We start from the raw sequence: 23,648 nt of genomic DNA on the forward strand, positions 1-23,648 counted from the left end.
TGCAGTTAATAAAAATAACGCATATATTTGCATGATTTAAAAATCCAAAAACCCATCAATATCAAATGAAAAACGCCGTAATAGATTCCAAAATTGACATTAGTCATAAACCCATTGGACAATTCGAAGAAACCAGGTTTGAAAAAATTCATAATGTAATCTTTCAAGATTCAAACGAAGCTTCTATTCAAATTGCTCATGAAATTGCAGCTTTAATAAAAAAGAGACAAGGGCAAAAAAGAAATTGCGTTTTGGGTTTAGCCACAGGATCGTCACCGATCAGGGTCTATGAAGAGTTGGTTCGCATGCATAAGGAAGAAGGTCTAAGTTTTAAAAATGTAATCACTTTTAACTTAGACGAATATTTACCCATGGAGCCAAATAATATTCAAAGTTATTTCTACTTCATGCACGAACATCTATTTAATCATGTAGATATACCTGAAAAGAATATTCACATTCCAGATGGCACGGTAAGCAATGAAGAAACTACGGCTTACTGCTTAAGCTATGAGCGTAAAATTAAAGAACATGGAGGGCTGGATTTTCAACTTTTAGGTATTGGTAGAACAGGGCATATTGGTTTTAACGAACCTGGATCTCACTTTAATTCCGGCACTCGGGTAATTACATTAGATCATATTACACGTGTAGATGCCGCACCTTCTTTTTTAGGCATAGACAATGTACCTAGAAAAGCCATTACCATGGGTATTTCAACGGTAAGAAAAGCTAAACGTATTGTTTTATTAGGTTGGGGGCAAAACAAGGCGAACATTATTAAGAAAACAATTGAAGGGGAAATATCTTCACACGTACCGGCCACATATTTGCAAGAGCATGACAATTGCACCTTTGTTCTTGATACGGGTGCCGGAAGCGAGTTGACAAAAAACAAAACTCCTTGGCTGGTAGATGCCTGTGAGTGGACAGAAGAATTGAAAGCTAAAGCTATCGTTTGGCTTTGTGAGACTACCGGAAAAACGATTTTAAGTTTAACCGATAAAGATTACAACGATAACGGTATGGCAGACTTACTGGCTCTAAATGATGCTTATAACCTGAACATTGAAATGTTCAACAAACTGCAACATACCATAACAGGTTGGCCCGGCGGAAAACCTAACGCAGATGACACTCACCGCCCAGAACGTGCCACTCCTGCAAAAAAGAGAGTGATAATATTTAGTCCGCACCCAGATGATGATGTCATATCAATGGGCGGTACGTTTGACAGGCTTGTAGAACAAGGTCATGAGGTGCACATTGTATATCAAACCTCTGGTAACATAGCGGTTTCTGATACAGACGCCAGGAAATATGCAGAAATAGCTTTACATATCAGTCCGTCAGACGAAGCTAATAAAATCATCAAATCTCTTTCGGAAAAGAATGAAACCCGTATAGACTCGCCAGAAGTTCGAAATTTAAAGGGCAAGATAAGAAGAGGAGAATCTTATGCAGCAACAAGATACATGGGGTTACAAGATGAAAATGTGCATTTTTTAGATCTGCCATTCTATGAAACGGGCACCATAAAAAAGAAAAATCTCTCTGATGAAGACATTACCATTGTCGCCAATATTATAAGTGATATAAAACCCCATCAAATATATGCAGCTGGTGATCTTGCCGATCCACACGGCACGCACAAAGTTTGTTTAGATGCAGTGTTTGCAGCCTGCGAAAAACTAAAGACCGAAGACTTTATGAAAGATTGTTGGTTATGGCTTTATAGAGGTGCTTGGCATGAGTGGGACATCAATGAAATTGAAATGGCAGTACCAATGAGTCCGGGTCAGGTTTTGAAAAAGCGTAATGCTATTTTCTGTCACCAATCCCAAAAAGATGGTGTCATGTTCCAAGGAGATGATTCAAGAGAATTCTGGATGCGCGCCGAAGAAAGAAATCGAGATACCGCTAATAAATACAAAGCAATGGGCTTATCATCATATGCAGCAATGGAAGCCTTTGTAAGACATAAATTCAACTAACAACTGAATTGAATTAAAAGGCCTATTTTTAAAATTAAAATGGGCCTTTTTTGTTAAAAGTCATCTAATCGGCTTCTACTTTATGATAAAACAGCTAACACTATTTGCTTTACTACTTATTCTTAATTCATGTGGCATTTTTAAGTCATATGAAAAATACCCTAAAAGAGAATTTAGAGGGGTTTGGGTAGCTACTGTGGTCAATATAGATTGGCCAAAGAATGGCAATGATTCAGCAGAAAAACAAAAAACCGATTTTTTAAAGATTTTAGATTTTTATGAAAGAGAGAATTATAATGCCGTTATAGTTCAAGTACGTGCAGCCGGCGATGCTTTTTACCAATCTGATTATGTGCCATATTCACGATTTTTAACAGGAGAAGAAGGTACAGCCCCTAAATGGAATACAGACGTCCTAGAATGGATGATCAACGAAACCCACGAAAGAGGCATGGAGTTCCATGCGTGGTTAAATCCGTACAGGGCAACTTTCGATGAAAATTTCGAAGTATTATCAGAAACCCACGACTACTGTACCCATCCGGAATGGATCGTACATTACGGCAAGAAAAATTATTACAACCCAGGTTTGCCAGAAGTTCGCAACCATTTTTCAAATATTATAACGGAGTTGGTGACTAATTATGATGTAGATGCCATCCATTTTGATGATTATTTTTATCCTTACAAGGTTTTAAATGAAGTTTTTGATGACTCGGTCGCCTTTAAAATGTACGCACAAGAGCATCAAAAATTAGATGATTGGAGACGTAGTAATATTGACTCTTTAGTAAGACAGTCTCACGAAACCATAAAATCAATTAAACCTTGGGTTCAGTTTGGTATAAGTCCGTTTGGGGTTTGGAAAAATAATAGTACAGATCCAAAAGGTTCTGACACCAAAGCAGGACAAACTACTTATGAAGATTTGTATGCCGACCCATTACTTTGGATAGAAAAAGGTTGGATAGATTATTTAGCACCCCAAGTATACTGGAGCATGGATCTACCTGTAGCATCGCACAGAAAAATTGTTGATTGGTGGGCAAAGAACAACAATAACACTAATCTATATGTTGGTAACGGACCTTATAAGATTAGAAATAACAGCGATAAAGCTTGGGAAGAAAAAAAAGAATTGCCCATGCAATTAGAGTTGGCGCGTAACACGCCACAAATACAAGGCAATATCATGTTCAGTGCCAAATCATTAATGACTGACAAGGATGATGTGGTAGAATATATTCACAAAAAATACTATAAGAGACCAGCATTGAATCCTATTTCTGGCTTAGCCAAAAACCACACGGTAAAAACACCAAAATTGGTAAGTGCAAGTAAAAACGATACTGAATTATCACTAGAGTTCAATGACTTGAAAAATATAAGATTTGCTTTAGTCTACTCATCTGGCATAAGGGTAAAAGACACCTATGACATAAAGAAATTAAGATCGAAAATTTATGTTGAGAACAATAACACAAGCCTAAACATACCACTTGACCAGTTGAAGAAAAAGTACAACGCCATTAGTTTCATAGATGTTTACGGTAAAGAGACCACTCCAATAATTATTAATTTAAAACAAGTGAATAAGTAGTATGGTACAAAAAGACAAAGGAGCTTGGGCATGGGTACCTGTGCTTTATTTCACACAAGGTTTGCCCTATGTATTGGTAGTTACGGTTTCCGTAATCATGTACAAAAAATTAGGGGTCAGCAATGAAGACATAGGCCTATACACCAGCATTCTCTATTTACCATGGGTACTTAAACCATTATGGAGTCCGTTCGTTGATTTAAAAAGCACCAAGCGTAAATGGTTTTTGAGCATGCAGCTTTTAATCGCCATTGCGCTACTAGGCGTTGGACTTACCCTACCAACCAATATGTTTTTCATTTCATCTTTGGCTTGTTTCTGGATGGCTGCATTTGCCTCTGCCACCAATGACATTGCTTCAGATGGATATTACATGCTTGGCTTAACAGAAAAAAAACAATCGTTCTTTGTTGGCATGAGAAGTACTTTCTATAGACTTGCCATGGTAACGGGCGAAGGTTTAATAGTTGTACTTGCCGGTTTCTTAGAAAACAAATATGGCGACAACACCAAAGCTTGGAGCATAACCATGTCAGCTGCCGCTTTTTTAATGTTGATCATGACTGTTGCCAACTTCTTTGTTACACCAAAATATGAATCTGAAAATACAGAGGATAAAGAAAAACCAGCAGGCTTTTTAGAGGTATTTGCATCATTTTTTAAAAAACCGGGCATAGGTATTGCGTTAGCTTTTATTCTTACGTACCGTTTAGGTGAATCACAATTGGTAAAAATGGCGTCCCCTTTTTTATTGGACTCACCTGATAAAGGCGGATTAGGATATTCTACGGAACAATTAGGAACTATTTTCGGTACCGTAGGAGTTATTTTTCTTTCCGTTGGCGGTATATTGGGTGGTATCTTAATTTCACGAGATGGTTTAAAAAAATGGATGTTACCCATGGTACTTTCATTGAACCTGCCTAATATTCTTTATGCCGTTTTGGCCATGACCAATACTACAAGTATCTATGCCGTTACGGCAACAGTGGTTTTTGAAAAATTTGGATATGGTTTCGGTTTTGCTGCCTTTTTAATGTACCTCATTTACATTGCCGAGGGCAAATCTAAAACATCTCACTACGCCATTGCCACCGGTTTTATGGCCTTAGGGATGATGCTACCCGGTATGATCAGCGGTTACATGCAGCAATGGCTGGGGTATGACGGCTTTTTTGTATGGGTAGTCATTGCGGCCCTACCAGCACTCTTACTTCTAAAATTTATTACCTACCCAGCAGATTTCGGCAAAAAAACAACGGTTACCAATGAATAGATTACTACCTACGGATAAAGCCTTAAAGCAACTTTCACTTTCAGAAAAAGTTGGTCAATTATTTATGCCCGCAGCTTTTATAAATGATACCGAAGAAGAAATACAGCAGCTAGAAAAATTAATTTCTGAACACCATGTTGGCGGGCTTTGTTTTTTTCATTCTCGGGCAAGTGCGGCAACTAACTTTGAAGGCAAAAAGAAAATTGTTGTCAATGAAAATAGTTTTGAAACTTTAAAATACCTCATCAAAAGATATCAAAAAGCGGCTACTTACCCCCTATTGATTTCCATTGATGCGGAATGGGGCTTGGCCATGCGCATAGAAAACACCCCCCAATATCCGTACGCCATTACCTTAGGAGCTAATAAGGACAATAAAGACTTAGTATTTAAAATAGGCCAGAACATTGCCAAAGATTGTAAAGCCGCAGGAATACATTGGAATCTTTCTCCTGTAGTAGATGTCAACGTAAACCCTAACAACCCTGTAATTGGGTATAGATCCTTTGGTGATGACAAAGAACAAGTAATTACATTGGCAAAAACATTTGTAAAAGGAACCCAGTCCGAAGGTGTACTTACAAGCATTAAGCATTTTCCCGGACATGGAGACACGGCTACAGATTCACATTTGGGGCTTCCTGTTATAGAGAAAACAAAAGCCGAGTTATTGGAGACTGAGCTCTACCCTTTTCAAAAATTAATTGATGAAGGTGTAGATTCTGTGATGGTAGGTCATTTATCCGTGCCTGCACTAACCACTAGCCCAGAATTACCATCTAGCATTAATAAAGATATAATAACCGGTGTATTAAGGCATGAAATGGGCTTTGACGGAGTAGTCATTTCAGATGCCTTGAACATGCATGCAGTATCTAAAAACTACCCAACCAAAGGAGAATTGGAATGGTTGGCCTTTAATGCAGGTAATGACGTTTTATGTTTTGCCGAGCATATAGAAGAAGGCATTCAATGTATTTTAAAAAATGCATCGGAAGCACAAATTAACAAGAGTATAGAACGTATTTGGAAACTGAAAGCAAAGGCAATATCAGAAGTTGATTCCACTCTAGAATTAACAGACCCAAGTGCTCTGAACAAACAAATAGCAGAGCGATCAATCACCCTACATAATGGCACTGCGCAAGGTATTGAACATTTTAGAACAACCAATTTCTGCACATTGACACTTAAAAGGTTTACCACAGATCAAACGAACCAAGATATTGTTAAAAATGTTATGGCAATGCGAAAAGAAGTTGAAAATGAAACCGAGATTCTTTTGCTGCTAACTCCTCCTCAAATAAAACCAACCAATAATTTTGGTTTTCTTCAAGAGGAAATAGATTTTTTAAATGATTTAATCACTACCAAAAAAGTGGTCCTGTATCATTTTGGAAACCCATATGCTCTACAATCTTTTAAAACGGATAAAACAATGGCTACCGTAATTGCATATCAGAATTTCAAAGAGTTTCAAGACGTTGCCACAGCACATTTTATGGGTACATTAGAGGCAAAAGGAAAATTACCTGTAAAACTAAATTAAAGTCTTATGAATCATAGTGGGTGGGCTAGAGTAATTGCATTGATATTTCCATATTTTATAATAGTTGGTCTATTTCAACTTGCCGGTGCTTTCGTTGCCGGTATTCCATTTGGTGATAACGATTTTCAAGAAACCTCTCTTCAACAACTGATCATGACATTTTTCTCGTTTTTAGGAACGCTAATTTTAGTCTGGATTTTCATGAAATATATGGACAAGCAAAATTTTATGGACGTTGGGCTTCAGATTAAAAACAGAAAAAACGATATTATAATAGGTACTCTATTTGGGTTGGTCATAATGGGATTGGCCTATGTTAGTTTATGGGCTGCCGAAGAAATTATCTATAGTGAATTTAACTTTGATGTATTAGAGTTAATTTATACCACATTACTGTTCTTACTTGTAGCCATTTTAGAAGAAGTTCTTTTTAGAGGGTATATTCTAAAGAACCTTATGCTATCCTTTAACAAATATATCGCACTTATAATTTCTTCTATAGTGTTCGCTATAGCTCATGGTGCAAATCCAAATATTAGTCTTTTCAGTTTAACAGGGCTTTTTTTAGCAGGAATTGCACTGGGGGTCTCATACATCTACACAAAAAATTTATGGTACCCTATAGCCTTCCATTTTAGTTGGAATCTATTTCAATCCTTGTTCGGCTTTAATGTAAGCGGACAAGATATCTATAGTATCATAGAGTTCACTGTTCCAGAAAATAATATGATGAACGGAGGGCAATTCGGTTTTGAAGGCTCTATTTTTTCATTAATAACAGAACTAACACTGGTAGCACTAATCATTTATTATTATCAAGTAAAAAAACGGCAAACCATCAGAAATGAAAACATATAGAATTATCGGTCTCATGTCAGGCACATCATTAGATGGCCTTGATTTAGCCTACTGTCACATTTGGGAGAAAAAAGGAACTTGGCAATTTGAAATCAAAGAAACCAAGAGCATTAAATATTCAACTGAAATGTTGAACACCTTAAAAAATGCCATTGATTTATCTGCAGAAAAACTTATAGAATTACATAACACCTATGGCACTTGGCTAGGAGAACAGGTTTTGACCTTTGTTAACGACTATTCGTTGGTAGTAGATTATATTGCCAGTCATGGTCATACCACTCACCATAGACCAGAGATGGGGCTTACTTTTCAAGTTGGCTCAGGACAGCATGTGGCAAATGCTTGCGGCATAAAAGTCATCTGTGATTTTAGAACAAATGATTTGGCATTAGGTGGTCAAGGAGCTCCTTTAGTACCTATTGGAGATAGTATTTTCTTTAGTCAATATGATTTCTGTTTAAATTTAGGTGGCATCAGTAATATATCTTTTGATGTAAAAGGAAAGCGAATAGCTTATGATATTGGTTTAGCAAATATGATTCTCAACCATATTACCAGAAAGGTGGATCTAGAATACGACGAAGACGGTAAACTAGCCCGCAAGGGCAAAATAAACAAAACCATGTTAGAAAGGTTAAATGGTCTAGAGTACTATTTATTACCACACCCAAAATCTATTGGGTATGAGTGGTTTTTAGCCGAGGTAGTGCCCATTGTTGAAGATACCAAAGATACCTTAGAGAACTTGTTACACACCAGCGTTCATCATATCTGCGATAAAGTGGCACAACAGATTCAATTGAATTTTAAACACAACAACCAAGAATTATTGGTAACCGGTGGCGGAGCTTTAAATTCCTTTCTAACCGAAACATTACAAGCTAAATTGGGCGAAACCACAAATGTAGTGGTGCCCGAAAAAATAATTATAGAGTTTAAAGAAGCTTTGGTATTTGCTTTAATGGGCGTTTTAAGAGTTGAGCAACTAACAAATGTACTTTCCTCTGTAACTGGAGCAAAAAAAGATTCATCAAGTGGAGTATTGTTCATACCTAATTAAACTTTTATGCCTAATTTACTTGATAATCGAGATTTAAAATAATAGAACCTTTGCCCTGTCATGGTACAAGTTTTAAACGAATACGGCTTTAGTGCACTCTAAGCGTATTCACTCATTAAAATAGCATATAACATGTCTGAAAAACAAAAGAAAGCTACCGCTTATTGGAAAGAAAATGTACGTTATTTATTCATCTTGCTGGCCATTTGGTTTGCTGTATCATTTGGAGCTGGCATTTTATTTAAGGAAGCATTGGACACTATTAAGATCGGCGGATTCAAATTAGGTTTCTGGTTTGCGCAACAAGGGTCTATTTACATCTTTGTCATCCTAATTTTTGTTTATGTAAGACTCATGAACAAATTGGATAAAAAATACGGATACAACGATTAATCACACCAACCAAAACTAACAAAATGAGTGTACAGACCTGGACATATATTTTAGTAGGACTCACCTTTGCTCTATACATAGGTATAGCTATATGGTCTCGCGCAGGTTCTACAAAAGATTTTTATGTTGCGGGTGGCGGTGTTTCTCCATTAGCCAATGGTATGGCCACCGCAGCAGATTGGATGTCGGCAGCTTCATTTATCTCTATGGCAGGCATCATCTCTTTTGCTGGCTATGATGGTTCTGTATATTTAATGGGATGGACAGGCGGATATGTGCTTTTAGCCCTATTACTTGCCCCTTATCTTAGAAAGTTCGGAAAATTTACCGTTTCGGATTTTATTGGTGACCGCTACTACTCAAAAACGGCTAGAATTGTAGCTGTGATCTGTGCACTGATCGTATCGTTTACTTATGTGGCAGGACAAATGCGCGGTGTAGGTGTAGTATTCTCAAGATTTCTTCAAGTAGATATCAATACGGGGGTGATTATAGGAATGATCATCGTATTATTCTATGCCGTGTTAGGTGGAATGAAAGGTATTACCTATACCCAAGTAGCACAATACTGTGTACTGATTTTCGCCTTTATGGTTCCCGCAATTTTCATATCCATACAAATGACAGGAAATCCTATACCTCAATTAGGAATGGGCTCCACCTTAAATGATGGGTCTGGAACTTTTTTATTGGATAAACTAGACGGATTATCTACAGAACTAGGTTTCAACGAATATACCGATGGATCTAAATCTATCACCGATATTTTTGCCATAACCTTCGCTCTCATGGTAGGCACTGCAGGCTTACCTCATGTCATTGTTCGCTTCTTTACGGTGAAAAAAGTAAAAGATGCTCGTAAATCTGCTGGACTCGCCTTATTACTAATCGCTATTTTATACACCACGGCCCCAGCTGTTTCCGTATTTGCAAAAACTAATCTCATCAACACGGTCAGTAATGAAGAATATTCAAACATGCCTGTTTGGTTCAAAAATTGGGAAGAAACCGGACTATTATCTTTTGATGATAAAAATGAAGATGGCAAAATTCAATATGTAGCTGATATGTCAAAGAATGAATTGACTATTGACAATGATATTATGGTATTGGCAAACCCCGAAATTGCGGATCTACCGGCTTGGGTGATTGCTTTGGTTGCCGCTGGCGGTCTGGCGGCTGCCCTATCAACGGCAGCAGGGCTATTGCTTGTTATATCTGCCTCGGTATCACATGATTTGGTCAAAAAAGTCTTTAAACCTAACATCTCGGATAAGGCAGAATTATGGGTCGCAAGGGGATCGGCCACCATTGCCGTAATAATTGCAGGGTACTTTGGTATAAATCCGCCAGGTTTTGTAGCTGCAGTTGTCGCCCTGGCATTTGGTCTTGCTGCCGCATCTTTTTTTCCGGCAATCGTACTTGGTATATTTTACAAAAAAATGAACAAAGAAGGCGCCATTGGCGGCATGGTCGTCGGCATCTTACTTATGCTCTTCTATATGACCAAATTTAAATTCGGTTGGTTTGGGGGCGGAACATCAAACGATTGGTGGTTTGGAATTTCACCAGAAGGTTTTGGTAGCATTGCAATGATCGCTAATTTTATAGTAGCCATCATTATACTGCAATTTACTCCTGAACCTCCAGAAGATGTTCAAGAAATTGTAGAAAATATTAGAATACCCAGTGGTGCAGGTGAAGCTACGGGACATTAAACAACATAAATCAATTAGAAACAACAACGACCAAAGGCCTCAACAACCTTTGCATATTAATTAACGCATACCATGAGTAATTACCACATTAAACATCTTGAGGAATACTATCAAGTCTATAGAAAATCGATCAGAAATCCCGAAGCATTTTGGGAAGAGATTGCAGAGGAGCATTTTGTCTGGCGCAAGCGCTGGGACAATGTATTGAGCTGGGATTTTAAAAAGCCCGAAATAAAATGGTTTGAAGGTGCAAAACTTAACATCACTGAAAATTGTTTAGACAGGCATTTACCCACAAGAGGTGACAAAACCGCCATCATATTTGAACCTAACAATCCTAAAGAAGAAGCTCTTCATATCACCTACAGGCAATTGCACGAGAGAGTTTGCCGCATGGCAAATGTATTATTGGACCATGGCGTAAAAAAAGGAGACCGTGTCTGTATATATCTTCCAATGATTCCTGAGCTATCTGTCGCATTATTGGCATGTGCACGTATTGGCGCCATACATTCCGTAGTATTTGCAGGATTTTCTTCAAATGCCCTAGCAACACGGATCAATGATTCTGATTGTAAGGTTGTCATAACTGCGGATGGTTCTTTTCGAGGTAGTAAATCTATCGACCTAAAAGGAATTGTCGACAAAGCATTGGAAGGATGCCCTGGTGTAGCCAATGTTTTAGTGACCAAACGCACAGGAACCAAAATAGACATGCTAGATGGTAGGGACAAATGGCTACAACCCTTATTGGACGAAGCTTATGCAGATTGTGTTGCAGAAATCATGGATGCCGAAGATCCATTATTCATACTGTACACCTCCGGATCAACCGGTACCCCCAAAGGAATGGTACATACCACGGCAGGTTATATGGTATATACCGCCTATACATTTAAAAACGTATTTCAATACAGAGAAAATGATGTCTACTGGTGTACTGCTGATATAGGCTGGATAACCGGGCACTCGTATATAGTGTACGGTCCACTTGCCAACGGAGCCACTACTTTAATGTTTGAGGGAGTTCCTTCCTACCCAGATTACGGACGTTTTTGGGAGGTTGTAGAAAAACATAAAGTTAATCAGTTTTATACCGCGCCAACGGCCATTAGAGCTTTGGCAAAAGAAAATTTAGATTTCGTTGAAAAACATGACTTATCTAGCCTTAAAGTGTTAGGCTCAGTAGGTGAACCCATAAATGAGGAAGCATGGCATTGGTACAACAACAATGTTGGCAAAAAAAATAGCCCTATAGTGGATACTTGGTGGCAAACGGAGACAGGCGGAATAATGATTACACCAATACCGTACGTAACTCCAACTACGCCTACATACGCGACTTTACCTTTTATTGGCATTCAACCGGCACTAATGGATGAAAATGGTAAAGAAATAAAAGGCAATCAAGTTGATGGTAGACTGTGCATTAAATTCCCATGGCCGTCTATTGCAAGAACGGTATGGGGCAATCATGACCGTTACAGGGACACCTATTTTTCTGCCTTTGAAAACATGTATTTCACAGGTGATGGCGCGTTGAGAGATGCCGTTGGGTATTACAGAATTACAGGTCGTGTAGATGATGTAATCATTGTCTCTGGTCACAATTTGGGTACCGCTCCTATTGAGGATTCTATTAACGAACATCCTGCTGTTGCGGAATCCGCTATTGTAGGTTTCCCACATGATGTTAAAGGAAATGCACTTTATGGCTATGTTATTCTTAAGGAAACTGGTGAAAGTAGAGATCGTGAAAATTTAAGAAAAGAGATCAACCAGCAAATTACAGAACATGTAGGTCCTATTGCCAAATTGGATAAAATTCAATTTGTATCTGGTCTGCCAAAAACTCGAAGTGGTAAAATTATGCGAAGAATTTTACGCAAAATCGCCAGCAACGACACTAGTAATTTAGGAGATACCAGTACACTTTTAAACCCAGAAGTTGTTCAAGAAATTATGGACAATGCACTATAGTTTACAATTACAACACATACTTTATTTAAACCAAGTTCGTCAAGCTCATTGAAAAAATGGGTTTGGCGAATTTTATTTTACACGAGAGGTGGTCAAAACAATATCGGCATTTTCCCAACTTTGCTTTCTTAGCAGTTCAACCTCTTTCACCATATCCTGATTGTTTAAGTTTTCGTAAGCCAGTTTTAAACCGTGTAGCGCCCATCCGTTTTTAGGTAGCCTCAGCAAATCTTCTTTGTACGTACTTACTGCATCATTGTACAACCCAGCTTCTATTTGAATTGCTCCAAGGTGATGTCTTACTGAAAAAAACCAATCTGGCGGTTCATTATAATTTAATCCATCTTCTACTTCAATCGCTTCGCGTAACAATGATATACTTTCAGAATATTTAAATTCCTTTGCCAAAATCTCAGCTTTTAAAACATTTCTGGCAATTTGAACCAATACCGAAACGGTATTAATATCCCAAATGGTTATTTCTTTTAAACTTTCATCTTTCGCAAAAGTTTCCAAAGAGTATAATTCTTTTTTTGCTTTTTCCATTTCACCTAAACTTAAAAAAGCCATACCACGTGCATAATTAAGAATTGCGGCAGGGTATTTTAAAGAAGGTACCTCATTCTCCAATTCCAATATTTCTTCCCATTTGCCAAACTTTACACAAATATAAAACGGTATCGTGTAAAAATGTTGCAGTGTTCCCCAGCCCGGCTCTTTCATTAAGGTAGTACTTGAATGTTTTGCTACATTGTACGAAGCATTTAACGCCAAACTACTATTTCCTTCCAACGCAGCGGTAGCAGCCAAAAAATGATAGTTATGGGGAAAATAGGCTATTGGGTATGCACCTTGGGCATTACAAGCAGCCACATAATTGCTATCTACTACCACAGCCCGCAAATTTGCCAAAGTACCTTTATGATAATCACCCGTTCTTATATATACATGAGAAGGCATGTGAATTAGGTGTCCAGCTCCAGGCACCAGACCTTCGTCAAAAATTTTAGCACTTTCCAAGGCTCCATCTGGGTGTAACGATGCTTCCATCATATGAATTTTAAAGTGATGAGCACCCGGGTGTTTTGGATCTATTTCCAAAGCTTTATTTACAACTTGAACAATTTCATTTGTTCTTTCTCTTGGAATTCCATTTTCATCCCACAAATCAAAAGGAAACATATCCATGATAGATTCGGCATATAAGGCAGCTACATCTGTATCATATGAATACTTATTATAAACTTCCCGTAACGCATTTGAATATTCTAGATCAAGTTCACTTCTATCCTCGACCGGGAATTGAACATATCTTTTGGATAAGGCATTAATTAAATCCTTTTCTTTTTGAGATGCATTCTTACTCGCTAATTCTTTTGCCTTTTGAACAGCATCATACGCTCTTTGGTAATTATCCGGCTCCTTGCCCGCATTATAATTTGGACCCAAAACATAGGCAAAACCCCAGTATGCCATTGCGCAATCAGGATCCAATTTAGTTGCATAATAAAAAGACCTTGCCGCTTCTGCATGGTTGAATCCATAAGCCAATACCATGCCTTGATTAATATATTTTTGAGCCAGCCTATCATTAGTAGTTACAGGAAACTCCATTACATCTAAACCATCGATCAATGGAGCCATATTATCAGATTGATACCAAGATAAATCTGTTGTAATAGGCGCACAAGCTATAAAAGGTCTGTTTGAAATATCGTGCGTATTTCCCCTATTCTTACATGCTACAAAAACAAGCCATAGTATTAGCACATAGAGAAAAGGATTTTTCATAGCTGTAAACATTATTATTTATTAAAACATAACATTCACAATATAAATTCACAGTTCTGAAAATCAACCAATTAACGTACATAAAGCCATAAAAAGCGTATAGATAACAAAAACTCTAAAAATTTAAACCTCAAGCAACAATTAGACGACGCTTTTACAAAGATTACTTAGAGAAGGCATGATTATTTGCGAACAAGGGCCTGGTTTTAAAAGACATAAACAACACTACCGAAATTAAGCCGCATACCCCTAAACCAGCAAACAGTGCCCAAACGGAATCCTCAATAAAACTTCCAACAAATATAGAAATAGGAATGGACAGAATTGTAGAAATGAATCCTGTTATGGCAGCACCTATTCCTGCAATGTGCCCAATTGGCTCCATAGCAATAGATCGCATATTACCCCAGATAAAACCTAAACATAAAAATTGTAACGAAAGAAATATCAATAGTATCGTTATACTCGGGTTTTGAGAATTCAAGAACAGTAAACTGTAAGACAAAGCAATTACCGTAAAGGCAACCAGTGCGGCAAAAGAGAGATTACGCATACCAAAACGCAAAACCAATGTACCGTTCATTAATGTTGAAAAACCAACGGACAATGCCAAACCTGCAAATACATATGGAAATGTATCTGTTAAACCATAAAGTTCTTCAAACACGTGTTGCGCAGAGCTTAAGTACACTAAGAAGGATCCTGTGATCAAACCCGAAATCATGGTACACGAAACAGTTTCTTTATATTTAAAAATCTCTTTGGCACCTCTAACAAAAACATGAAAAGAAAATGGCACTTTATATTGGGGTTTCAACGTTTCTTCCTGTCTTTTATAAAACCAGATACCTACTACAAGGGCAAAAAACAATTGCATATAAAAAATTCCTTCCCATCCGGTATATTCCATTACCGCTTTACCTATTGCAGGAGCCACTACGGGTACCAAAATAAAAAATGCCGTAACAAATGACATGATTTTTGCCATGTAATCTCCTCTATAAGTATCACGAATTATAGATATACTGATTGTTCTTGGAGCAGATAACCCAATACCTTGCAAAATACGCCCCACCAACATAATTTCAAGATTGGGAGCCAACAAGCAAATAACACTAGCAATAAGAAATACCGTAAAACCTAAATAAACAATGGGCTTTCTACCTAAACTATCTGACAGTGGTCCGAAAAAAAGTTGACCTACCCCCAATCCCAAAAATATCATGGTTACCAATAGTTGATTCCGGGTTGGGTCTAAACTATTGATAGCTATACCTATGTCTGCCATAGCCGGTAAAATGGCATCAATTGTTAAGGCAACAATTGACATTAAAGAAGCCATTAAGGCTACAAATTCAAAATTTGGCTTTACTTGTTCATTCTGCATTGTGCAAAAATACGGCTTAACCATGCAAGCAATGTTAATTAAAAGTTGATTTTTAAGTTTAGGTAATTTTGAAATTCAAATATGTACTTTTGCATTAAATTTCAATGTATGCTCGTTATAGGTATTGCTGGTGGAACCGGTTGTGGAAAAACCACGGTAGTAAATCAAATCATCAATGAATTGCCCAATGAAGAAGTTGGTGTAATCTCACAAGATTCTTATTACAACGATCTATCTCATTTATCATTAGAAGATAGACGAAAGACCAATTTTGACCACCCAAGCTCCATTGACTTTGCCTTATTGGAACAACACCTAATCGCCTTAAAGAACGGAGAATCAATAGAGCAACCAGTCTACTCTTTTCTTGAATGTAACAGAACCGCAAAAACTGTACTTACCCACCCTACAAAAGTTATCATAGTAGAGGGTATCTTAATCATGACCAATTCTGCTATTCGTAAAATGTTCGATATCAAAATATTTGTTCATGCAGATACAGATGAGCGATTAATCAGAAGACTAAAACGAGATGTAAACGAACGTGGTTGGAATTTAGATGAAACCCTTGAAAAATATCAATCGGTCATTAAGCCAATGCACGAACAATTTATTGAGCCTACCAAAGAATACGCTGATATTATTATACCTAATAATAAATACAATACAGTAGCCGTTGAAATTGTAAAGAGTATCATCAACGAAAAAATAATGCAGTCATAATGGCATTCAAAGATTTAAAACAAAAAAAATGGTTTAAGATCATGACCAACATGTATGTGTTGGTCTTGACCGTTTTTGTTGTTTGGATGCTTTTTTTTGACACCAATTCATTGTTAATACACCTAGAGTTAAGAAAAGAAATTAAGAAGCTTGAGAAAACACAAGAATTTTTAAAAGAAGAAATTGCCAAGGATAAAAAGATTATAGAAAAATTATCTGACGAAGATGAGTTGGAACGGTTTGCCAGAGAAGAGTATTATCTTAAGAAAAAAAACGAAGAAATTTATCTTATTGAATATGAGGATAGTTTAAAACTTAAGGATAAAAAATAATTTTCATATCATTTTAATAAGTTTTTCACTTTCTAAATACTTTATGTTACACCAAGTCTTAACCTTTTCAAAACTAAAAGTTTAACGCATAATTAATGAAAAGTGAGTGCTTATTCACTTAGTGTTAACAAAAAGCTTTCATTAGCCTCATAAATAATTGTATTTTTACCACCTAACTTACTTTGAACATGGGCAAGATTATTGCTATAGCCAATCAAAAAGGAGGTGTAGGCAAAACTACTACCTCAGTAAATTTAGCTGCCTCGCTAGGTGTATTGGAAAAAAAGGTATTATTGATAGACGCTGACCCCCAGGCGAACGCTACTTCTGGGCTTGGTATAGATGTCGATGGGGTTGAATTGGGTTCTTACCAACTTTTGGAACACACCAAAAGTGCTCGTGAGACGATCATACCGACCACATCACCCAATGTAGACCTTATTCCGGCACATATTGACCTTGTTGCCATTGAAATTGAACTGGTAGATAAGGATGAGCGCGAATACATGATGAAAAAGGCCATTACGGACCTTAAGAACGATTATGATTATATTTTAATTGATTGTGCTCCTTCTTTAGGATTGTTGACCTTAAATGCATTGACTGCTGCAGATTCAGTTATAATACCTATACAGTGCGAATACTTTGCACTTGAAGGTTTAGGCAAACTGTTGAATACAATTAAGAGCGTACAAAAACTACATAATTCTGAATTGGACATTGAAGGTATGCTGTTGACGATGTACGACTCAAGGTTGCGATTATCTAACCAAGTGGTAGATGAAGTAAGAAAGCATTTTGGAGATATGGTATTTGACACCGTAATTCAACGAAATGTTAGGTTAAGTGAAGCTCCTAGTTATGGTGAAAGTATTATCAAATACGATGCTGCCAGTAAAGGGGCAACAAATTATTTGAACATGGCTAATGAAATAGTCAAAAAAAATAAGCAGACGGTTTAAGTATGGCAAAAGCGACTAAAAAACAAGCTTTAGGTAGAGGACTTTCGGCTCTTTTAAAAGATCCGGAGAATGACATAAACACAGCATCTGACAAAAATGCAGATAAAGTTGTTGGAAATATAATTGAATTGGATTTAGACCATATAGAGGTAAATCCGTTTCAACCACGTTCAAATTTCAATGACGAACACATAAAGGAACTAGCTACTTCTATAAGAGAATTGGGGGTTATACAACCAATTACCGTTAGAAAACTAGGTTTTAATGAATTTCAGCTAGTATCAGGTGAAAGAAGGTTTCGTGCTTCTAAACTATTAGGTTTAGAAACTATACCTGCGTACATACGTATTGCCAATGACCAAGAGTCTTTGGAAATGGCTTTGGTTGAGAATATACAAAGGCAAGACTTAGACCCTATAGAAATAGCACTTTCATACCAGCGTTTAATAGATGAAATAAATCTTACACAAGAAAAATTGAGCGAACGTGTTGGTAAAAAAAGATCTACTATTGCCAATTATTTACGCCTTTTAAAGCTAGACCCTATTATTCAAACAGGCATGCGCGATGGTTTTCTAAGTATGGGGCATGGTAGGGCTTTGGTCAATATTGAGAAAAAAGAAGATCAAATTTCAATTTACGAGAAAATTATATTTGACAACCTTTCTGTTAGAGATACCGAAAGCGCCGTAAAAGCATATCATTCTAAGGCAGAAGCCCCTACAGAGGTCAAAAAACAGGCAAAGAACGATCCAGCTGTATTTGTTAGAAAAGGGATAAAAGAATTAACGGATGCCTTATCCGTAAAGGTAGATATTAAATCTACCGATAATGCCAAAGGAAAAATAACCATACCATTTAAGTCTCAAGAGGAATTTGACCGTATCAAAAAATTGATAACAGGTGCGTAACTATCTTTTATTATTTAGTACACTTTTACTATTTATAAATTTCACCTTCTCACAAGAGGAGCAAGATTCTATACCTAAAACCGAAATAGATAGCGTACAGGCAGACCTTGCCAAAAAAGGGGTAGTCATTAAAGATTCTGTTGCCTTGAAAAAGGTAGAAAGAGAATTTAAACCATTAGCCCCTAGTAAAGCTGCATTTTACTCTGCCGTACTACCCGGTATGGGACAAATCTATAACAAGAGATACTGGAAAGTTCCAATTGTTTGGGGAGCCATTGGCGGCAGTATATACGCTTATACATGGAATAACAATCAGTACAAAAGTTTTAGAACTGCCTTTAAAAGAAGGCAGGCCGGGTTTACAGATGATGAATATTATGATATCAATGGAGATAACCCAGAAGGTGCAGACCCAGATTTGGACTTAGATGACCTTGAATACCAACAAGAACGTTTTCAAAATGACCGTGACCTTTGGTTGGTTGCAGCTATAGGGTTATACGCCCTAAATATTGTAGATGCTAATGTTGACGCACATTTAAAACAGTTTAATATTGACGATGACCTCAGTATAGACTTTGAGCCTTACTTGGATTTTAATCAAGTAACCAATAGTCCAAATTACGGCATGGCATTAATTATAAAATTTTAAGAATGAAAATTGCACTTTTCGGATACGGAAAAATGGGTCAGATGATAGAGCAAATTGCCTTGAATCGTGGTCATGAAATAGTAGCCAAAATTGATGAAAATACAGAAAACATTGACTTTAGCGTAATGGATGTTGCCATTGATTTTAGCATGCCTAGCGCTGCTTTCAATAACATCACTACTTGTATCAATAACAATGTACCGGTCATATCCGGAACAACGGGTTGGTTAGATCATTATGAAGATGCCGTTAGTTTGTGTAAGGATAAAAAAGGAGCGTTTATATATGCTTCTAATTTTAGCTTGGGTGTAAACATATTTTTTGAGCTGAATAATTATTTAGCTAAAATGATGCAGAATATACCAGAATACAAGGCTGAATTGGAGGAAATTCACCACACGCAAAAATTAGATGCTCCCAGTGGCACAGCTATAACTTTGGCTGAAGGGGTTATTGCAAACTCCAATTATAAGGAATGGAAACTAGATAGTGCGTCTGCTGAAACATTGAAAATTACATCAAAAAGAATTGGCAAGGTTCCAGGAACACATACCGTTTCCTATGATAGTGTTGTTGATAGCATTCAGATAAAACATACCGCGCATAACAGAGAAGGTTTTGCTTTGGGTGCGGTAACCGCAGCAGAATGGATTATTGGAAAAACAGGTGTATTCTCAATGAGAGATGTGTTAAACCTTGGTTAAAAACGTAACAAAAATAAATCTTTAAGACTCATGGATTATTGATATCTAGCGCATTTTATCATAATTCAAACTATTTCAATAAAAAACAAAGAAGATGAACGGCACTCAATGGATTATATTTATTCTCATTGTACAAGTTATCCATTTTTTAGGAACTTGGAAATTATACGTTAAAGCCGGTAGAAAAGCTTGGGAAGCTGCAATACCTGTTTATAACGCCATTGTCTTAATGCAAATCATCAATAGACCAAAATGGTGGGTGATCTTGTTGTTCATACCAATTATAAATCTTTTAATGTTTCCTGTTATTTGGGTGGAAACCATTAGAAGTTTTGGCAGAAATAGCAAGTTAGAAACATGGATAGTAGTTCTAACGCTAGGTTTTTATATTTACTATGTAAATTATGCCTTAGAAGTAACTTACATAGAAGACAGATCTTTACAACCTAAAACGGCTGCCGGAGAGTGGGTAAGTTCCATTTTATTCGCTGTTGTCGCGGCCACCTTGGTACACACCTATTTTATACAACCGTATGTAATACCTACAGGTTCATTAGAGCGCACGCTTAGGGTGGGTGATTTTCTTTTTGTTAGCAAGTTTCATTACGGAGCAAGAACACCAATGACGACGGTTGCTGCGCCAATGGTTCACGACACACTTCCTGTTTTAGGTGTGCCATCTTACTTAAAAAAGCCACAACTCCCTTATTTTAGACTACCAGGATTTACCAAAGTAGAAAGAAATGACATTGTAGTTTTTAGTTGGCCTGCCGATACAGTTAGGGTTTTCTTCAAAAAGGAAAAAGGTGTAGACAAACCTATTGACAAAAAATCCAACTACGTAAAACGCTGTGTGGGTATTCCAGGGGACTCATTAGAAGTCCGTGATGGTTACGTCTTTATAAACGGCAAGCAATTAGAACTACCTAAAAGTGCTAAACCTCAATTTGACTACACTATTTACAGCTCAAAAGGGGTTTCATCAAGAGCTTTGGACAACTTAGGCATTACGGATTTTACACGAAAATACCTATCAAACCCCTTAAACCAAGAACAAGTTAATGGAATTAGAAACTACATTATTGGGTTTAACCAAAGTGAAAACGGACAAATTGAATTATTTACCAAAGCAAACGGAATTCCTGCCAACCTAATTTCCAAATACAGATTATCGTTAAAAGAAATTACCGATCGTGAGCGTACAGTTCCGCTAACCGCGGAAATGGTCAATTCACTAAGAAAAGATTCCAACATAGATTCTGTTGTACAACAAGTAACAGAAAAAGGTAGACGAGGGATCAATTTGTTTCCTCAAAGTCCTGACTATCCTTGGAACTATAGTCAATTAGGTCCTATTTACATTCCTCAGAAAGGTGCTACTGTAGCTTTAAATTTAAAAGTTCTTCCATTATATAAGAAGATAATCGAAGAATATGAGGACAATGAAATTTCTATATCCGGAAATCAAATTAGCATCAATGGACAACCTGCGACCAGCTATACATTTCAACAAGATTATTTTTGGATGATGGGAGACAACAGGGATCATTCTGAAGACAGTAGAGCTTGGGGCTATGTGCCTGAAAATCATATTGTGGGCACCCCTATCTTTATTTGGATGAGTTTTGACAACTTTACCGAAGGCATTTCCAATTGGAGACCTAGATGGGATCGTATTTTTACCACAGTAAATGGCGACGGAGAACCACAATCTTATTTTAAGTATTTCTTAATACTATTAATTGCCTATCTAGTTGGTAATTGGTTCTGGAAACGTAATAAGAGCACTAAATAAGGCAGATGAAAGTAATTCATCCTTCATACTTTCCAAATATACTAACGTTTAGCTATGTTCTGCATGAACCTACATGTTGGGAAGTACATGATAATTATCAAAAGCAGACATTTAGAAATAGAACCTACATTTCAAATGATCGCGGCAAGCATATTTTAAGCATACCGATTATTCATGTTGGTAAAGAACAAGGCAGGCAGAAGTATAAAGATGTTTTAATAGACAATTCCTATCCATGGCAAAGGCAACATTGGCGCACCCTACAAACTGCTTACAGAACATCTCCGTTCTTCGAATTTTACGAAGACGAGATTAAGCAATTATATGACCAACCATATGATAAGTTGTTAGATTACAATCTAAAAACAATAGAAACAATATTCGAGTGTTTACAAATGGAAATGCCCAAAGAATCTACAAAAGAATTTGAAGTTTCCCTAAGTGAACATGAAGATCTTAGATTCTTGATCAATGCCAAATTAAAACACAACCTCACTATAGAACCTTATACTCAGGTTTTTGGTGACCGTCATGGTTTCATACCTAATTTAAGCATTTTAGACCTGCTTTTCAACATGGGACCAAATTCTATAGAATATCTCCAAAGAGATTTTATCGATAAGGATAATGCTTAGGTTTATAGCACATTATGGCATTCATTTTCTAGTACCGATTGTCATTGCCATCTACTTTTACCGTGAAAACAAATTTTGGTCTGCAGTAATTCTTTTATCCGGTATTATTATAGATGTTGATCACCTGTTGGCTACACCAATGTTTGATTCTAACCGCTGCAGTATTGATTTTCACCCATTACATACCTATTGGGCGATAGCCATTTACATTTTATTATTTACTTATAAGAAAACGAGAATCATTGGTGCGGCACTGCTCATACATATATTGGCAGATGTAGTTGATTGCCTTTTTATTACTAAGGGATTTTAACAGTAGCCATAATTGGCTCATGATCAGATATATTGATCTTGTAATTTTTATGTGACACAACTTCGAATGAAGGGTCTGTTAGAATCATATCTATCCTAAAAGGAAACTTCCAAAACTTGATGGTTTCCCCGTAACCATGACCCGCTTCCAAAAAGGAATCTTTTAAATTTCCTTTGATATTAAAATACACTTTTGAGAATTGCGTATTGTTGAAATCTCCGCCAACAATAACCGGATATGGACTGCTTTCTATATGCTCTTTCACCAAATTAGATTGTCTTTCTTGCTTATCAAAAGAATCCCTTAATCGTACAAATAGCTTGTCTGATCTTTCTTTTTTAATGTAGTTAGGTCTAATGCTCAACGATTCTAAATGTAGGTTGTAAAAACGAATCGTATCCCCTTTAAATACGATATCAGCATACACTCCACCATTGAAGGTATTGGGAAAATCCAACTCTCCATTTCCAATGATTTTATATTTAGAGAAAATAGCTAAATTTTTACTAGACTCTCCGTTTTTAACTTCAAATTTATTAGCCTTAAACGGATAATCCTTCAGCATTTCATCTTTGAGATAAAATGGCTCAAATTCCTGAAAATAAATAATATCGGGATTCTCGCCTTCTATAAACTGCACCACGTCAGGACTAGTGATTTTTTCCCATTCATTTTGATGTTTACTATGAAAACCCAATGAATTATAACTAAGTAGAGAAATGGTATCTTCTTCAAGTTTCTCATTACTTCTACCATTAAAAGCGATAAAGGAACCCAAGGTGATATATCCATAAATCAATACGGACAGCGACAATAACATATTGATTTTTCTACCAATTAGCCAATATAAAAAAAACAACATGTTGAACAACACCAAAACCGGCACCGCCAAACTAATAAAGGCTAAACTAGCAATTGAGGTATAAGGTACTATACACGCTAAAAACAAAGTAAGAGTTGTAATCACGTTTAAAAACCACATGATTTTATTGAAAAAAGATAATTTCTTCAT

At 36.8% G+C, this 23,648-nt stretch carries 21 protein-coding genes; 18 read left to right on the plus strand and 3 right to left on the minus strand.

Features of this window, described 5'->3' with window-relative positions:
* Positions 1-65: 65 nt before the first annotated feature.
* The 9 genes from nagB (at position 66) to acs (ending at position 12,431) form a co-directional block, all read left to right on the plus strand.
* On the plus strand, positions 66-1,994 hold the full coding sequence (gene nagB, locus B2Z27_RS14945) for a glucosamine-6-phosphate deaminase (protein ID WP_286814240.1): 1,929 nt from the start codon (positions 66-68) through the stop codon (positions 1,992-1,994).
* Positions 1,995-2,076: 82 nt separating this feature from the next.
* A complete protein-coding gene (locus B2Z27_RS14950; RefSeq protein WP_286814241.1) occupies positions 2,077-3,594 on the plus strand; it encodes a glycoside hydrolase family 10 protein in 1,518 nt (505 codons plus the stop codon).
* 1 nt (position 3,595) lies between these two features.
* Complete coding sequence (locus tag B2Z27_RS14955; RefSeq protein ID WP_286814242.1) at positions 3,596-4,870, plus strand: MFS transporter; 1,275 nt, start codon at positions 3,596-3,598, stop codon at positions 4,868-4,870.
* Positions 4,863-6,419: a glycoside hydrolase family 3 protein gene (locus B2Z27_RS14960; RefSeq protein ID WP_286814243.1), complete on the plus strand. Its 1,557-nt coding sequence runs from the start codon at positions 4,863-4,865 to the stop codon at positions 6,417-6,419. Before B2Z27_RS14955 ends, B2Z27_RS14960 begins: the two co-directional genes overlap by 8 nt.
* A gap of 6 nt (positions 6,420-6,425) precedes the next feature.
* Entirely contained in the window at positions 6,426-7,277 is an 852-nt protein-coding gene (locus tag B2Z27_RS14965; protein WP_286814244.1) for a CPBP family intramembrane glutamic endopeptidase, read from the plus strand.
* A complete protein-coding gene (locus tag B2Z27_RS14970; RefSeq protein ID WP_286814246.1) occupies positions 7,264-8,340 on the plus strand; it encodes an anhydro-N-acetylmuramic acid kinase in 1,077 nt (358 codons plus the stop codon). Before B2Z27_RS14965 ends, B2Z27_RS14970 begins: the two co-directional genes overlap by 14 nt.
* A gap of 132 nt (positions 8,341-8,472) precedes the next feature.
* Positions 8,473-8,733: a DUF4212 domain-containing protein gene (locus B2Z27_RS14975; RefSeq protein ID WP_071341780.1), complete on the plus strand. Its 261-nt coding sequence runs from the start codon at positions 8,473-8,475 to the stop codon at positions 8,731-8,733.
* 23 nt (positions 8,734-8,756) lie between these two features.
* Positions 8,757-10,451, plus strand: coding sequence for a sodium:solute symporter family protein (locus B2Z27_RS14980; protein WP_286814247.1), 1,695 nt, complete (start codon positions 8,757-8,759; stop codon positions 10,449-10,451).
* A 72-nt stretch (positions 10,452-10,523) separates the two neighbouring features.
* Positions 10,524-12,431 carry an acetate--CoA ligase gene (gene acs, locus B2Z27_RS14985; RefSeq protein ID WP_071341778.1) on the plus strand — a complete coding sequence of 636 codons (1,908 nt, stop codon included), beginning with the start codon at positions 10,524-10,526 and terminating at the stop codon, positions 12,429-12,431.
* 72 nt (positions 12,432-12,503) lie between these two features.
* On the opposite strand, the gene B2Z27_RS14990 is transcribed toward acs, so the two are convergent.
* The gene (locus B2Z27_RS14990; protein ID WP_286814248.1) at positions 12,504-14,222 is read right to left on the minus strand and encodes a hypothetical protein; all 1,719 of its coding nucleotides are present in this window, start codon (positions 14,220-14,222) and stop codon (positions 12,504-12,506) included.
* Positions 14,223-14,385: 163 nt separating this feature from the next.
* The gene (locus B2Z27_RS14995; RefSeq protein WP_286814249.1) at positions 14,386-15,609 is read right to left on the minus strand and encodes a multidrug effflux MFS transporter; all 1,224 of its coding nucleotides are present in this window, start codon (positions 15,607-15,609) and stop codon (positions 14,386-14,388) included.
* A gap of 108 nt (positions 15,610-15,717) precedes the next feature.
* Between B2Z27_RS14995 and udk the strand changes: the two genes are divergently transcribed.
* From udk to B2Z27_RS15040, 9 genes are all read left to right on the plus strand, one after another.
* Entirely contained in the window at positions 15,718-16,332 is a 615-nt protein-coding gene (gene udk, locus B2Z27_RS15000) for a uridine kinase (protein ID WP_058103316.1), read from the plus strand.
* Complete coding sequence (locus B2Z27_RS15005; protein WP_058103317.1) at positions 16,332-16,664, plus strand: FtsB family cell division protein; 333 nt, start codon at positions 16,332-16,334, stop codon at positions 16,662-16,664. Before udk ends, B2Z27_RS15005 begins: the two co-directional genes overlap by 1 nt.
* A 188-nt stretch (positions 16,665-16,852) precedes the next feature.
* The gene (locus tag B2Z27_RS15010) at positions 16,853-17,626 is read left to right on the plus strand and encodes a ParA family protein (protein WP_058103318.1); all 774 of its coding nucleotides are present in this window, start codon (positions 16,853-16,855) and stop codon (positions 17,624-17,626) included.
* A gap of 2 nt (positions 17,627-17,628) precedes the next feature.
* A complete protein-coding gene (locus tag B2Z27_RS15015) occupies positions 17,629-18,537 on the plus strand; it encodes a ParB/RepB/Spo0J family partition protein (RefSeq protein ID WP_058103319.1) in 909 nt (302 codons plus the stop codon).
* Positions 18,530-19,189, plus strand: a complete 660-nt coding sequence (locus tag B2Z27_RS15020) for a DUF5683 domain-containing protein (protein WP_244745430.1) — start codon at positions 18,530-18,532, stop codon at positions 19,187-19,189. The genes B2Z27_RS15015 and B2Z27_RS15020 overlap by 8 nt, the downstream gene beginning before the upstream one ends.
* 2 nt (positions 19,190-19,191) lie before the next feature.
* Positions 19,192-19,893, plus strand: a complete 702-nt coding sequence (gene dapB, locus B2Z27_RS15025; protein ID WP_074673099.1) for a 4-hydroxy-tetrahydrodipicolinate reductase — start codon at positions 19,192-19,194, stop codon at positions 19,891-19,893.
* Positions 19,894-19,987: 94 nt separating this feature from the next.
* On the plus strand, positions 19,988-21,688 hold the full coding sequence (lepB, locus tag B2Z27_RS15030; RefSeq protein ID WP_286814251.1) for a signal peptidase I: 1,701 nt from the start codon (positions 19,988-19,990) through the stop codon (positions 21,686-21,688).
* Between the two features lie 5 nt (positions 21,689-21,693).
* A complete protein-coding gene (locus tag B2Z27_RS15035; protein WP_286814252.1) occupies positions 21,694-22,323 on the plus strand; it encodes a WbqC family protein in 630 nt (209 codons plus the stop codon).
* A complete protein-coding gene (locus B2Z27_RS15040) occupies positions 22,316-22,636 on the plus strand; it encodes a DUF6122 family protein (protein WP_058103324.1) in 321 nt (106 codons plus the stop codon). Before B2Z27_RS15035 ends, B2Z27_RS15040 begins: the two co-directional genes overlap by 8 nt.
* Here the strand turns inward: B2Z27_RS15040 and B2Z27_RS15045 are convergent.
* Positions 22,623-23,648, minus strand: a complete 1,026-nt coding sequence (locus B2Z27_RS15045) for an endonuclease/exonuclease/phosphatase family protein (protein ID WP_286814253.1) — start codon at positions 23,646-23,648, stop codon at positions 22,623-22,625. The genes B2Z27_RS15040 and B2Z27_RS15045 overlap by 14 nt on opposite strands.

This window comes from Maribacter sp. UBA3344 (genome assembly GCF_002362375.1).
GTDB classification, from domain to species: domain Bacteria; phylum Bacteroidota; class Bacteroidia; order Flavobacteriales; family Flavobacteriaceae; genus Maribacter; species Maribacter dokdonensis.

Excerpts from the sequence above, each read along its gene's own strand:
- nagB (WP_286814240.1), top strand. The coding sequence starts at position 66 with ATGAAAAACGCCGTAATAGATTCCAAAATTGACATTAGTCATAAACCC.
- B2Z27_RS14950 (WP_286814241.1), top strand. The coding sequence starts at position 2,077 with ATGATAAAACAGCTAACACTATTTGCTTTACTACTTATTCTTAATTCA.
- B2Z27_RS14955 (WP_286814242.1), top strand. The coding sequence starts at position 3,596 with ATGGTACAAAAAGACAAAGGAGCTTGGGCATGGGTACCTGTGCTTTAT.
- B2Z27_RS14960 (WP_286814243.1), top strand. The coding sequence starts at position 4,863 with ATGAATAGATTACTACCTACGGATAAAGCCTTAAAGCAACTTTCACTT.
- B2Z27_RS14965 (WP_286814244.1), top strand. The coding sequence starts at position 6,426 with ATGAATCATAGTGGGTGGGCTAGAGTAATTGCATTGATATTTCCATAT.
- B2Z27_RS14970 (WP_286814246.1), top strand. The coding sequence starts at position 7,264 with ATGAAAACATATAGAATTATCGGTCTCATGTCAGGCACATCATTAGAT.
- B2Z27_RS14975 (WP_071341780.1), top strand. The coding sequence starts at position 8,473 with ATGTCTGAAAAACAAAAGAAAGCTACCGCTTATTGGAAAGAAAATGTA.
- B2Z27_RS14980 (WP_286814247.1), top strand. The coding sequence starts at position 8,757 with ATGAGTGTACAGACCTGGACATATATTTTAGTAGGACTCACCTTTGCT.
- acs (WP_071341778.1), top strand. The coding sequence starts at position 10,524 with ATGAGTAATTACCACATTAAACATCTTGAGGAATACTATCAAGTCTAT.
- B2Z27_RS14990 (WP_286814248.1), bottom strand. The coding sequence starts at position 14,222 with ATGAAAAATCCTTTTCTCTATGTGCTAATACTATGGCTTGTTTTTGTA.
- B2Z27_RS14995 (WP_286814249.1), bottom strand. The coding sequence starts at position 15,609 with ATGCAGAATGAACAAGTAAAGCCAAATTTTGAATTTGTAGCCTTAATG.
- udk (WP_058103316.1), top strand. The coding sequence starts at position 15,718 with ATGCTCGTTATAGGTATTGCTGGTGGAACCGGTTGTGGAAAAACCACG.
- B2Z27_RS15005 (WP_058103317.1), top strand. The coding sequence starts at position 16,332 with ATGGCATTCAAAGATTTAAAACAAAAAAAATGGTTTAAGATCATGACC.
- B2Z27_RS15010 (WP_058103318.1), top strand. The coding sequence starts at position 16,853 with ATGGGCAAGATTATTGCTATAGCCAATCAAAAAGGAGGTGTAGGCAAA.
- B2Z27_RS15015 (WP_058103319.1), top strand. The coding sequence starts at position 17,629 with ATGGCAAAAGCGACTAAAAAACAAGCTTTAGGTAGAGGACTTTCGGCT.
- dapB (WP_074673099.1), top strand. The coding sequence starts at position 19,192 with ATGAAAATTGCACTTTTCGGATACGGAAAAATGGGTCAGATGATAGAG.
- lepB (WP_286814251.1), top strand. The coding sequence starts at position 19,988 with ATGAACGGCACTCAATGGATTATATTTATTCTCATTGTACAAGTTATC.
- B2Z27_RS15035 (WP_286814252.1), top strand. The coding sequence starts at position 21,694 with ATGAAAGTAATTCATCCTTCATACTTTCCAAATATACTAACGTTTAGC.
- B2Z27_RS15040 (WP_058103324.1), top strand. The coding sequence starts at position 22,316 with ATGCTTAGGTTTATAGCACATTATGGCATTCATTTTCTAGTACCGATT.
- B2Z27_RS15045 (WP_286814253.1), bottom strand. The coding sequence starts at position 23,648 with ATGAAGAAATTATCTTTTTTCAATAAAATCATGTGGTTTTTAAACGTG.